The sequence below is a fragment of the Flavobacterium sp. genome (assembly GCF_050696275.1).
Classification (GTDB): Bacteria; Bacteroidota; Bacteroidia; order Flavobacteriales; family Flavobacteriaceae; genus Flavobacterium.
On sequence record NZ_JBOGUT010000033.1, the window covers coordinates 1 to 11,774 of the forward strand.

Consider the following 11,774-nt stretch of genomic DNA (forward strand, 5'->3'; position numbering starts at 1 on the left):
GGCGGATTTGCATTAAATAACTTAACTATTCCTGTGTTTTATAAACTGATTGATTTGAAAAATGAAATGGTGTTTTAAGATTTTCCTTTGTATTTGATAAAAAACTAAATTTATTCAAAGGAAAGCAGAGGTGAACTATTAAAATAACACTTTATGTTTTGTTTGAAGTGTCTTTTTTGTGTTTTTACCCATAACAATAAAAAAGCCCTTCCGGAATCCAGAAGGGCTTTTCACTTTATAATTAACCTGTTCAATTACTTCAGCAAATCCTGTAAGGGCTTCAGCTGTTCCATATTGATGTCTGATTTTTGGATTACATTCATCATTTCCATGATATAGGTCGGATTCATATCTTTCCCGATTACCCGCACGACTGCAAACCCGTTTTCTTCTTTGTTTCCGAAAATAACAAACTCTTCAATGTGCTCGTCTTCGCCAACAAAACTTATTTGAGCTCCGCCTTTTCCCGAGCCGAATTTCATCAATTGCTGGTACTTTTGATCTTTTAAAATCGCTGTCACCTTGTCTCTTTCGGTTTTGAATTCTGCTTTATTCTTATCGTTTACTTTAAAGCCTAAAATGTTTATCTTCTCGAAGGAGGCCAGCGCTTCTTTTTGGGACACACTTAGTTTCTCTTCTTTGATATTGAGCATTTTCGGGGTTAAATCGAGTGCAATAAAATCTTTGTTTTCGGTATTTTCCACAAAGTACTTCTGCAAACTTGGCTTTTGGTCGCAACTTGTTAAAAACAATGCCGCTGCCATTCCGATGTATAAGATGCGTTTCATGATTATTTGGACACTTTTTTAAGTTCATTGCCGCCTGGCAGTTTCATTTTCTCGGTCAAAGCCGAAATTTCATCCAAATCGAAGTTTCCTGTTAAGGACAACAATACGGTTTCATTGCCTTTTCCGTTTCCTTCGATAAACATCAGCAGTTCTTTTACCTGACTGCTTGTTGCGCCTGATTTCACGTATATTTTTACGTTTTTGCCTCCGTCATTGACTCTCATCAACTCTTCCAATGGATTGGATTTCAAATAATTGAGCACCGCAGCTTTCATCTCGGAAGCCGGTTTGGAATTACTCGTGGTAAATACTCTTAAGTTATCCAGTTTTTTAAGCAAGTTCATATAGGTTTGCGTGTCCTTATCGGTAGCATCCATTTTTACTTTACTCATTAATTCAAACATTTTCTTGTTTACAATTACAGTCGTTACATTCGGATCGCCATCAAACTTGTCAAATGTGGTTTGAGCCTGACTGAAAAATGGCAATAAGATAAATACAGCTAAAATGATTATTCGTTTCATGATTGTTGATTTTTAAAATTAAATTGATTTGTTTTTGACTTCTTTTATTGGAAGAAGTCCCGAAACCTCCTGTTCTTCTTTATTTTTTGAAGACTTTGCTTTTGGCGGCGTCGTATTCTTGGACATACATTACACTTTCCATGCCAATGTTTACATTTGCTGATAATAACGCCAATGCTTTCTGTGTTTCCTGCAATGCTTTTTCCGGGTCATCGTAGGTTCCCAAGTCTTCTTGGGTTACAGCCTGATTGGTATTTATTACAAAAAAAGTAACCATTCCAAACAAAACCACAACGGATGCAGCAACAGACAACCACCAAACTTTTCGTTTTTTAGTGTGATGTGGAATCTCCTGTGCAAATTCTTGTTTTTTTGCTTCGGTAAAGTAACCAAACATTGCTTTGTATTGCTCTAAATGTGGCGCCACATCCTGAGATGAAAAGTAGCTGCGCAACTCCTTTTCTTCAGCAATCGAGGTTTCTCCCTGAAAGTATTTTTCGATTAGTATTTCCATTTTATCTAATTCCATAATTATGGGTATTTGTCATTTTTTCTCGTATCGTTTTTCTGGCTCTGGAAAGGGCAACTCTTATAGCGGTTTCATTCATGTCTAGTATTTTGGCCATTTCTCCAAACTCATATTGTTCGATATCCCGCATCTGGATAATTAATTTTTGCTGTTCGGGCAAATCGTTGATCCATTTTTCTACCCAATACCAAGAATCACTATCTTCTATTTTTTGTTGCAATCCAGCTTCTTTTTCAGCATAATTATTATGCACAATTTGCAGGTTTGACGCTCTTTTTGACTTCAATTGATCCAAACAATAGTTCTTGGTTATGGTCATCGCATACGCTTCAAGACTTCCAAATTTTTCCAAAACATCATTTTTGTTCCAAAGCTTCACCAATACTTCCTGTGTAGCATCTTCCGCTTCTTCCGTACTTACCAATAACCTTTTGGCCAACCTGAATACTTTGTCCTTAAATGGTTTTATGCTATTTACAAATTCTAATTGGTTCATTGTAATGGTTGGTTATATAATCAAGACGAGCGACTTTATTTTTTGTTACAGTGCCAGTTCAAATTTAAATAAGATACCTATATATTTTTCACATTCAAGCATATAGATATCTTATTTTTTTATCCTAAAAACAGGCAAAGCAAAAAACAGTTGTATCGTATTGGAAAAACCAGCAGGGAACAACAAGGTTTTTAAAACATAAAATCCCGTCCTGACTTGCATCGGAACGGGATTCTAAAAATCAACTAAATTATGCTAGAACAAAAAATTAAATCCAATTTTGAAATTCCTGCCTCTGGTGCTGAAACCTCTAGTTTCCACAAAATCCTTATTCAAGATATTGTCTGCAGCAGCAAAAACATGCAATCTGTTTTTAATTAAATCATAACGGATATTGGCATTGACCAATTGATAATCCTTCAAAGTCTCACTCATTACTACTGGATCGAATGTTGGCGGAAGATATACTGTATATTCGAAAGGACGGTCAGAAACAAACTGGTAGGCTACATTGAATCCCAAACGTTCGGTTGCCTGAACATCAACAGAAGCATTTGCTTTGTGTTTAGGATTTAAAATTCTTGACTGTTTTGCAAGCTCTGTAAAAGTATAGTTTGCGTCAAACTTAATGCTTTTGCTTAATTGGTAAGAAAGCGCTGTTTCCAAACCTTTGGCATTATTAAGCCCGGTAACATTAAAATATTTATAGGTCATTAAATCAAAACCGATCGCTTCTTTTTCTTCTCTCTGGAAAGCAACGGCAGAAATTGTTAATTTTTCAGACAATAAATTAGTTTCGAAACCCGCTTCTATAGTAGCATCTTTTTCTGGAGTCAGTTCTAAATCGCCGTATGGAGAATACAATTGGTACAAACTTGGAGAAACAAAGGCCGTGCTGTAAGACGCTAATAATTTTAACGGAAGGTTCTCGAATTTATACGATGGATTTACGTTATAAACCAAATTGTTACCATATTTGCTGTGCATATTGTAACGAGCACCTACGTTAAGATTCAATCCAAAATCAGAATTATAGACTGCGGTCAAATACGGATCGATCATATTGAATTTAGCCAACTCTTTTTGAATAGTAGTGTATTGGCTTTCGTTTGACATTTCATGAAACTGGAATTGTGCCCCAGTTACGATAAATACTTCCGAAGTAATCTGGTATTTATTGAACACATCAGTGTTGATGCTTCTTGATTTGTAATTGGTTAGCGAACCATAGCTGAAAAAATCCCTGCTAATGACATTGGCCGATGAATTCATGACAAATTCGCCTTTGTTGTATTTGTATTTTGGGGAAAAGCCGACTCTGTATTGTTCTGAAAGCAAATAATTCTCCAAATCATCCGAGAAAGAACCGCCATCAAAATCATTTTTCATACGGTCATAATTCGCTGAAAAATCCAGTGAGAGTTTTTTGGTAGCTTTTACACCAAATTTCACCATGGCATTGACTCTTGAAAAATTGTCTGCCTCAAAATTATCTCCTTTTGCTTCTGAAATACCTGTAGATTCAGTGTTGTTTAAGGTGGCAAAATAATTAAATTTATTAATCGTACCGTTTACACCAAAGCCTTGGTTAAACTCTTGCGGCTCGTAATTATTGGTTTTTTCGGTAGTTTCCATACTACCAATATTCATGTAGGCATTCCCTGCAATATCTTTCTTTCCGGCTTTTTTCAATGTAATATTGATAACTCCTGTTGCGGCTCCTGTACCATATAAAGTACTGGAAGCGCCTTTCATAACCTCGATACTTTCGATTTGATCTACAGGCAATAAACGCAAATCATACGAAAGGTTGATACCAGAAGCATCAGTTACCGGAACTCCGTCAATCAGGATTAATACCTGATGGTTTCTACCGCCACGAAGATAAAGACCTAAATCTTTCCCGTTACGGCTTTGGTTTCCGTTGATTTCAACTCCCGCCACAGTACTTAAGACTGAAGCTACAGACTGTCCTTTTCTTTTTTGCAATTCTTCTGCAGAAATCTTAACAATCACCTTTCCTGATTTTTCCTTTGGCAAAGCAAATTTTGAATCGGAAATCACTACTTCATTTAATTTGTTGATGGAATCGTTTTCTTGCGCAAACACACCAATGGATGCCAATAGAAAAGCACCTACAACAGTAATTTTTTTGTTCATTTTTAATACAACATTTTTAATACTAAAAAGGGGAGAAAAGCATAGAATTTACCCATACCCAAACCTTTTTTCCCGAAAGTTTGATACTCTGATTGCGTTGGGCAGGTCTCCTGGCTTGCGTCTTGTTGTTTACCTTCCCATCCCGTTTTAAGCGGAACAGTGGTTTGTAGATAACAACAAGCTTCATAGCTTACAGTTGCGGGTACAGCTTAGGTTTTGAACCTAATTCCCTTTTAATGTGTTTTGCAAAAAAAGCAAAAATCACAACCTCAATGCGGGTGCAAATATACGTGCATAATTATAAATTATGCAAAATTTAGATTTAATTAGATTCTTTATTTAAGAAATAAACAGCAGTTCTTTTATTTAGCCACAAAAATCGTAAGTATTTTCCGTTGTTATATAGTGTTTTGCTTTTTCTGATTCGGATAAAAAGGAAATAGCGAATTACATCAGCACAGTTTTATAACTTGTCCGAATTCTACTTTATTGGTAAAAGCATCTTTTAAGGGAAGATTTGTCATTTGACACAGCATGCTCCTTATAACGCCTGCATGGGTGACAATGACAATGGGGCTGGTATTGTTAGCCTGAAGTTCTGTTTTCATAAAATCAAGGACTCTGTGGTGCAAGGCTATAAAGGATTCGCCGTTGGGTACAGCGACATTAACAAAGTCCTGCATCCAAGGGGTCAATACTTCTGGGGCAATGGCATCCCAAGGTTGAAGTTCCCAGTCTCCAAAATGCATTTCCATCAACCGGAGATCTGTTTTATAATTGGATTCCGATATATGATCTGCTAAAAGAGTGCAGCGTTGCAATGGGCTGGAATAGTATATCGCATGAGGCGGAAGCTGTGCTTTTACAGTATCAAACTGGGACAGGTAGTTTTCTTGCAGGCCAACATCAGACTGGCCGTAGCAAACTCCTTTTTCGCAGCTGGTTTCGGTATGGCGGACTAGATAAATTTCCATAACGCAATCACAGATAGATACCATACTACTTCGCAAACCTGCTGGGTCGCACCAAGACAATCGCCAGTATATCCGCCAATCCATTTTTGGAAATAACGGGCCAGAAAAAAACGGGTAATGAAAACCGGAATCAGAACGAACAGTAATTGCCATTGGAAATAAGACAAAACCACTAGCGGCAACAGACCGAAAAAAGCAGAACCCAAAACTTCCTTCCATGTGTAATTTTGAGCAATCGGTTTGCTTTTGCTGGTCGCATCTTCTCTGGCATATTCGTGCGTGAATACTATTGAAATGGCAGAGAGTCGGCTTACAGAATGAGCTGTGACCAACAATAAAAAATCTGTAAAATAGTTGTTCAGGTTTGGGATTTCGATACTTTTAAAAAGAAGATAAATCGCCAAAAGTTTTACTACTAAAAGTAATACCACGCCTATGGCTCCATAAGCTCCTATCGCGCTGTCTTTCATTATCATTAGGATTTTTTCCTTTGTCCAGCCTCCACCAAAACCATCACAGACATCAGCAAAGCCATCTTCATGAAAAGCCCCGGTGACCAATATAGAAACAATGACGGAAAACACAACTGCAATTTCGGGAGCTATTACATAATTAAAAATACAATAGGCAATAAATGCGGCACTGCCCACAATCCATCCGATGATAGGAAAATAACGGGAAGCTTTGTTTAGGTATTCAGGATCATGCCCAATGTTTGCAGGACAAGGAATCCGGGTGTAAAACATCAGTGCGGTAAAAAATATATGGAGTTCTCTTTTCATTTCGAATTTTATTTGTTGCTGACGCCGGCACTTTCAAAGCTTGCCATTTCATTTAAAAATACCAAAGCAGACTGGATAATAGGAAACACAATGGCACAGCCCGTTCCTTCGCCCAAACGCAGATCCAATTGCAGGATTGCCTTGGCTCCAAGATAATCGAGCAGTTTTTGATGTGCTTGTTCTGCAGAACAATGACTAAAAACGGCATTGTTTTTTAGGGCAGGATTTTTCATAAAAGCAATCAGATAGGCCACAGTTCCTATGAATCCATCGACGAGAATAAGCATGTTGTTATGATACCCTTCCAGCATTCCGGCAGCCATCTGGATAATTTCGAATCCTCCAAAATAGGCTAATTTGCTATCTAGATCTTCTTCTCCATTATAATCAGCAATCGCTTTTTGTAAAATTTCTTTTTTGAACTGCAATTTTTCATCATTGACTCCTGTTCCTTTTCCAACACAATCTTCAATAGGAAATCCGCACAAAACACTCATCAAAACAGAAGCTGTCGATGTATTGCCAATTCCCATTTCGCCGAAGCCTACGCAATTGCTTCCTGTTTTGGCTATGGCCGCTACGACTTCAGTTCCTTTGGAAAAACAAAGCTCGAGCTGGCTTTTGCTCATGGCCGGCCCTGTTAGAAACGATTGAGTTCCTTTGGCTGCTTTTGCAGAAATTAAATGGGCATTGGGCGGAAAATCATAATTGACACCCGCATCTACAATGGAAAGCCGGATATTATTTTGTTTGCAGAATACATTGATGGCTGCACCACCTTCAAGAAAATTAGTAACCATTTGCCGGGTTACATCTTGCGGATAAGCACTTACCCCGTGTTGTGCAATTCCATGGTCGGCGGCAAAAACAATAATATTAGGTTGTATAATTCTGGGGTGTAACGTTTGGAACAGCATCCCGATTTGTTTTGCCAAAGGTTCCAGGACTCCCAAAGCACCTGTTGGTTTTGTTTTGTGATCTATTTTATATTGTAATGCTTCACTGATTTTTTCTTCTTTGGAAATAAAATTACGGGTCGTAAAGTCATATTCTGAAATCGCTTCCGCAGAAAAACCATCGATTGTAGCAACCCATGGATTACTGGCTTTCTGTTTCCAATTCAGTTGCTGCAGCATGGGCTGGTTATCATAATCAGAGGCCGGTTTTCCGATACAGAAATAGCCCAAAGGCTCTATATTTTCGGGAAAACCTAATAATTTTTTAAAATCAAAATAATTCAAAATTGAAACCCATCCCATGGAATATCCTTGTTCCGTAAGGGACAGCCAGATATTTTGCGCAGCACAGACGGCACTGAATTTAATCGATTCGTTACTTCCCACCGTTCCAATGGTAAAATTATTGAGTACGGAACGGTCGTAGCAAATGACCAGTCCGAGCGGTGCATCTTCAATGGCTTCCAATTTCAAGCTTAAGTATTTTTCCTTTTGATCAGGATTGTCTGTTTGCCCTGCAGCTTTTCTGTCGTAATCGACAAATAACTGCTTGACTGCTTTTTTGATTTCATCCGATTGGATTAGGTAATACCGTGTGGCATCTGTTAAACCTACAGAGGGAGCCATATGCCCTGCTTGCAGTGCTTTTTCGATAACAGCATCCGGAACAGCATCCTTTGTGAAATGGCGCGTATCCCGGCGGGATCGTAATATATCATCTAAATAACTCATATAATTATTGCATCCTAATAAAGGTTATTGGGCATCTTCCCAAACTATAAAACAGTACTCATTATATGTTTTGGCTGTAAACTTAGGCAATTCGAGCGCAGAAGAAAATAACGGGCAATTGATGACCAAAGTATGGAATTCTCCATTTTCGCCACAAGGATCAATCCCTTTTTCTTCCAATTCTAAAGCCAATGTTTTTGTCATTATTTTCCCTAAATACGATTCTCCCATTTGAGTATTACAAGAAACAATCATAGTTTCTATCCCGTTTTCCATCATTTGGTTGACCAAAACAATCCGGTCCTGTTGCCATAAAGGTAAAATAGACTGCAGAGAAGCAGCGGCACAAACTTTATCTTCCCAATCTTTGTGTGGTTGTAAATCAATATCACCAAAGACTGCTGCATCCAAACTAAACTTAATTTTCAGGTTTTTTAAGGTCTGAATGAAATGCGCTTCGTAATCATTCCATGTGGCAGGAACGGCTTCTAGGGGCAATTGCATTTTTTGGGCTTGCTGCTGCAAAAGGGTTAATGGCAAACCATGCGATCGTGATATTTTGCCATTTTCATTCATCATATTGAGCAAAACTTTTGGGACAAAGCCTTCTTCGACAGCCTTCATCATCGCATAGCAGGAATCTTTTCCGCCACTCCAAGAAGTTACAAAATCCATGTTTAGCCTTTAATTGTTACTGGAATACCCGAAACCATCAGTACAACCTTATTGGCTTTTTTAGCCAAGTATTGATTCATCCATCCTTGCAATTCGGTAAACTTTCGGCCCATATGTGTTTCCGCATGAACACCCATCCCTATTTCGTTTGTAATGATGATAATGGTGGCGTCATCTTGGCTGGCAACTGCTTCAAATTCTGTTTTAGCCTGTTCTAGACATAATGCAACATCATATTCAGTATCTACAAAAAAATTTGTCAGCCAAAGCGTCACGCAATCTATGATAGCCACTTTTCCTGAAAAATTAATTTCGCTTACCTGCTTTTCTTTTTCAATATTGATCCATCTTGCGTCTCTTTCTTTTTGATGGCGGTCAATTCTTTTTTGGAAATCTCCATCCCATTTCCGTGCTGTTGCCACATACATCGGGTTTTCGGAAAGTTCCATGGCTAAATCCTGAGCATAACTGCTTTTCCCGGAGCGCTCACCTCCTGTAATTAAATAAATCATTATTTTACTTTATTAATACGGGCAATGCCTGCACCCATTTTTACAACAAAATCCTCTTTTTAGATGATACCAGGACTTGAAAACATAGTTCCCGTTCTCGATATAATAATCAATTCCTTCTACAAGATTGGTGGTCTTTGGAAGGTCTTTGGCTTTATTCTTCAGCGCTGTTTCCGGCGAAATAGTGGTTACATATTCATCAATTTTTACTTCACAGGCATTTTTAAAACACTTTGGGCAAAGGCAATCGATGACATCTGTCGGGGCGAAAATAGGCGGAAAATCATTGCACCAGCATTTTTTACCTTCCAAAGTATCACCGCAATCAAATGCACTCCCACAAGTAGAACAGCTTTTAACTTTTATGACATTCATTGCGTAAAGATAGTAGTATTTCCCATTTTTAGGAAGCAATAAAAGAAGTAAGAAATTTTCTAAAATTCTGCTACCTTTGCTCCTGTTGAAAATTTACACCGATGAAAACCTTCTTTTATAAAACCATTCTTTATACTCTTCTTATTGTATTTGCAGGCTGCAGAAAAAATGAAACAGCTGTATCTAAAACGATTGCAAAACAAAATGCTATTGAATATGCGAGCGGTTTATCCTTATACGCTTATGATGGTTATACCGTTGTCAAAGTAAGTAATGCCTGGCCCAATGCTGAAAAAGATTTCACCTATATTTTAAAAGAAAAAAACAGCTCGGTTCCAGATAGTTTGTCAAAATACACTGCTATTTCGGTTCCTTTACAATCTGTTGTGGTTACTTCAACAACAAATATCCCTTTTTTGGAAATGCTCGGAGTGGAGAATAAATTAACAGGATTCCCGCATACTGATTATATTTCTTCTGAAAAAACACGAAAGCTGATCGACAAGGGATTGGTTAAGAATGTTGGCCAAAATGAAAAGCTAAATATGGAGCAATTAATTGATATTGCACCGGAACTTATCGTAACTTTTGGTGTAGACAACAACAACCCGATGATTGACAATTTGCAGAAAAGCGGATTAAAAGTGATGATTCAGGGAGATTGGATGGAGCAATCACCACTTGGAAAAGCAGAATGGATCAAACTCTACGGGGCACTTTTCGGCAAAGAGAAAGAAGCAAAAATGCTCTTTGACAACATTGTAAAAGATTACAAAAATACTTTGCTGTCTGTTAAAAACTGTAAAGCTGAAACGTCTGTCCTTTATGGATCTATGTATCAAGACCAGTGGTTTGTGGCAAAAGGAAACAGTTGGGTTGCCCAATTTCTTAGAGACGCCAAATCAGATTATCTTTGGAAAGAAGTACAAGGAACAGGTAGTTTAGGGCTTTCTTTTGAAGACATTCTGGACAAGGCCAAAAACGCCGGATGCTGGATAGCAGCTGGATCTTACCAATCACTAACCGAATTAGAGAAGAGCAATCCCCATTACAACCAATTTGATGCCTTTAAAAAGAAAAATGTCTATACTTTTGAATCAAAACTAGGAGCAACCGGTGGGACAGTATATTATGAATTGGGGCCAAGCCGTCCTGATTTGGTATTGAAAGACTACATTAAAATCTTTCATCCGGAACTTTTGCCTGATTACAAATTAACTTTTGCCCAAAAACTGAATTAAATTGCCAAACAGCAACCGAAATAAGGTCCTTTTCCTGACGCTCTTTTTAGGTGTTCTACTTTTGTTTTTCATCAACATTAGCCTAGGATCTGTGACCATTCCTTTTAAAGATGTTTTCCATAGCTTGACAGGTGGAGAAGTATCCAAACAAACTTGGGAATATATCATTGTCAATTATAGGTTACCTAAAGCAATCACTGCTGTTTTAGCCGGAATGGGACTATCTATCAGCGGACTATTAATGCAAACATTGTTCCGAAATCCATTAGCAGGCCCTTATGTTTTAGGCTTAAGTTCTGGGTCAAGTCTAGGTGTTGCCTTTGTAATTCTGGGATCTTCTTTTTTGCCGCCCTTTTTGAGCATTGTATTATTATCTTCTTATGGGATTGTAATTGCATCCACTTTAGGCGGTTTTTTTGTCCTGCTGATGGTTTTAATCGTTTCGCAACGGCTAAAAGATACGATGGCCATATTAATTGTAGGTCTAATGTTTGGAAGCTTTACCAGTGCCGTAGTAGGTGTTCTGACCTATTTCAGTTCGGCTGAACAATTGCAGAAATTCACCTTTTGGTCGTTAGGCAATTTAGGAAATCTGTCCTGGACGTCTATAGTAATATTAACGGTTGCTGTAGGACTAGGGTTGATAATGGGCGTATTCAGCATTAAACCTTTAAATGCTTTGCTTTTAGGGGAAAATTATGCAAAAAGCCTTGGTATAAACTTCAGGAAAGCACGTTTTATCATCATTTTTGCGACCAGTATTTTAGCAGGAAGTATCACGGCATTTGCCGGCCCAATTGCCTTTGTTGGTTTGGCAGTTCCGCATATGGCAAAATTATTATTCCAGACCAGTAACCACTTCATTTTATATTGGAGTACATTACTCATCGGGGCTTCTATCATGTTGCTTTGTGATGTTATTTCACAAATGCCGGGAACCAGTGTTACTTTGCCAATAAACGCAATTACTTCTATCATTGGTGCTCCGGTTGTCATCTGGCTTTTAATCCGAAAACGAAATTACAGGTAA

At 38.0% G+C, this 11,774-nt stretch carries 13 protein-coding genes and 1 riboswitch; of the genes, 2 read left to right on the forward strand and 11 right to left on the reverse strand.

Annotated elements, in window-relative coordinates; genetic code table 11:
* Positions 1-254: 254 nt before the first annotated feature.
* The 11 genes from ACRDEC_RS14440 to ACRDEC_RS14490 form a co-directional block, all read right to left on the reverse strand.
* On the reverse strand, positions 255-788 hold the full coding sequence (locus tag ACRDEC_RS14440) for a DUF4252 domain-containing protein (RefSeq protein WP_431499066.1): 534 nt from the start codon (positions 786-788) through the stop codon (positions 255-257).
* 2 nt (positions 789-790) lie between these two features.
* A complete protein-coding gene (locus tag ACRDEC_RS14445; protein WP_431499067.1) occupies positions 791-1,312 on the reverse strand; it encodes a DUF4252 domain-containing protein in 522 nt (173 codons plus the stop codon).
* 79 nt (positions 1,313-1,391) lie between these two features.
* The gene (locus ACRDEC_RS14450) at positions 1,392-1,841 is read right to left on the reverse strand and encodes a hypothetical protein (RefSeq protein WP_431499068.1); all 450 of its coding nucleotides are present in this window, start codon (positions 1,839-1,841) and stop codon (positions 1,392-1,394) included.
* Positions 1,828-2,337: an RNA polymerase sigma factor gene (locus ACRDEC_RS14455; protein WP_431499069.1), complete on the reverse strand. Its 510-nt coding sequence runs from the start codon at positions 2,335-2,337 to the stop codon at positions 1,828-1,830. The genes ACRDEC_RS14450 and ACRDEC_RS14455 overlap by 14 nt, the downstream gene beginning before the upstream one ends.
* Positions 2,338-2,592: 255 nt before the next feature.
* A complete protein-coding gene (locus ACRDEC_RS14460; RefSeq protein ID WP_431499070.1) occupies positions 2,593-4,497 on the reverse strand; it encodes a TonB-dependent receptor plug domain-containing protein in 1,905 nt (634 codons plus the stop codon).
* Between the two features lie 83 nt (positions 4,498-4,580).
* Positions 4,581-4,785: riboswitch (cobalamin riboswitch) on the reverse strand.
* Positions 4,786-4,949: 164 nt separating this feature from the next.
* Entirely contained in the window at positions 4,950-5,471 is a 522-nt protein-coding gene (gene cobC, locus ACRDEC_RS14465; protein WP_431499071.1) for an alpha-ribazole phosphatase, read from the reverse strand.
* On the reverse strand, positions 5,456-6,253 hold the full coding sequence (locus tag ACRDEC_RS14470) for an adenosylcobinamide-GDP ribazoletransferase (protein WP_431499072.1): 798 nt from the start codon (positions 6,251-6,253) through the stop codon (positions 5,456-5,458). The genes cobC and ACRDEC_RS14470 overlap by 16 nt, the downstream gene beginning before the upstream one ends.
* Positions 6,254-6,261: 8 nt before the next feature.
* A complete protein-coding gene (cobT, locus tag ACRDEC_RS14475; RefSeq protein ID WP_431499073.1) occupies positions 6,262-7,941 on the reverse strand; it encodes a nicotinate-nucleotide--dimethylbenzimidazole phosphoribosyltransferase in 1,680 nt (559 codons plus the stop codon).
* 24 nt (positions 7,942-7,965) lie between these two features.
* Positions 7,966-8,616: a diphthine--ammonia ligase gene (locus ACRDEC_RS14480; RefSeq protein ID WP_431499074.1), complete on the reverse strand. Its 651-nt coding sequence runs from the start codon at positions 8,614-8,616 to the stop codon at positions 7,966-7,968.
* Positions 8,617-8,618: 2 nt separating this feature from the next.
* Positions 8,619-9,128, reverse strand: a complete 510-nt coding sequence (locus tag ACRDEC_RS14485) for a bifunctional adenosylcobinamide kinase/adenosylcobinamide-phosphate guanylyltransferase (RefSeq protein WP_431499075.1) — start codon at positions 9,126-9,128, stop codon at positions 8,619-8,621.
* A gap of 12 nt (positions 9,129-9,140) precedes the next feature.
* Positions 9,141-9,503, reverse strand: a complete 363-nt coding sequence (locus ACRDEC_RS14490) for a DUF5522 domain-containing protein (RefSeq protein ID WP_431499076.1) — start codon at positions 9,501-9,503, stop codon at positions 9,141-9,143.
* Between the two features lie 101 nt (positions 9,504-9,604).
* Between ACRDEC_RS14490 and ACRDEC_RS14495 the strand changes: the two genes are divergently transcribed.
* Both ACRDEC_RS14495 and ACRDEC_RS14500 read left to right on the forward strand, forming a co-directional pair.
* Positions 9,605-10,744 (forward strand): ABC transporter substrate-binding protein, encoded by a 1,140-nt coding sequence (locus ACRDEC_RS14495; RefSeq protein ID WP_431499077.1) that lies wholly within the window; start codon positions 9,605-9,607, stop codon positions 10,742-10,744.
* A gap of 1 nt (position 10,745) precedes the next feature.
* The gene (locus tag ACRDEC_RS14500) at positions 10,746-11,774 is read left to right on the forward strand and encodes an iron chelate uptake ABC transporter family permease subunit (protein ID WP_431499078.1); all 1,029 of its coding nucleotides are present in this window, start codon (positions 10,746-10,748) and stop codon (positions 11,772-11,774) included.

Bases quoted from the DNA above. Each gene is read 5' to 3' on its own strand.
- ACRDEC_RS14445 (WP_431499067.1), bottom strand. From the start codon at position 1,312: ATGAAACGAATAATCATTTTAGCTGTATTTATCTTATTGCCATTTTTC.
- ACRDEC_RS14450 (WP_431499068.1), bottom strand. From the start codon at position 1,841: ATGGAATTAGATAAAATGGAAATACTAATCGAAAAATACTTTCAGGGA.
- ACRDEC_RS14470 (WP_431499072.1), bottom strand. From the start codon at position 6,253: ATGAAAAGAGAACTCCATATATTTTTTACCGCACTGATGTTTTACACC.
- ACRDEC_RS14480 (WP_431499074.1), bottom strand. From the start codon at position 8,616: ATGGATTTTGTAACTTCTTGGAGTGGCGGAAAAGATTCCTGCTATGCG.
- cobC (WP_431499071.1), bottom strand. From the start codon at position 5,471: ATGGAAATTTATCTAGTCCGCCATACCGAAACCAGCTGCGAAAAAGGA.
- cobT (WP_431499073.1), bottom strand. From the start codon at position 7,941: ATGAGTTATTTAGATGATATATTACGATCCCGCCGGGATACGCGCCAT.
- ACRDEC_RS14440 (WP_431499066.1), bottom strand. From the start codon at position 788: ATGAAACGCATCTTATACATCGGAATGGCAGCGGCATTGTTTTTAACA.
- ACRDEC_RS14455 (WP_431499069.1), bottom strand. From the start codon at position 2,337: ATGAACCAATTAGAATTTGTAAATAGCATAAAACCATTTAAGGACAAA.
- ACRDEC_RS14490 (WP_431499076.1), bottom strand. From the start codon at position 9,503: ATGAATGTCATAAAAGTTAAAAGCTGTTCTACTTGTGGGAGTGCATTT.
- ACRDEC_RS14495 (WP_431499077.1), top strand. From the start codon at position 9,605: ATGAAAACCTTCTTTTATAAAACCATTCTTTATACTCTTCTTATTGTA.
- ACRDEC_RS14485 (WP_431499075.1), bottom strand. From the start codon at position 9,128: ATGATTTATTTAATTACAGGAGGTGAGCGCTCCGGGAAAAGCAGTTAT.
- ACRDEC_RS14460 (WP_431499070.1), bottom strand. From the start codon at position 4,497: ATGAACAAAAAAATTACTGTTGTAGGTGCTTTTCTATTGGCATCCATT.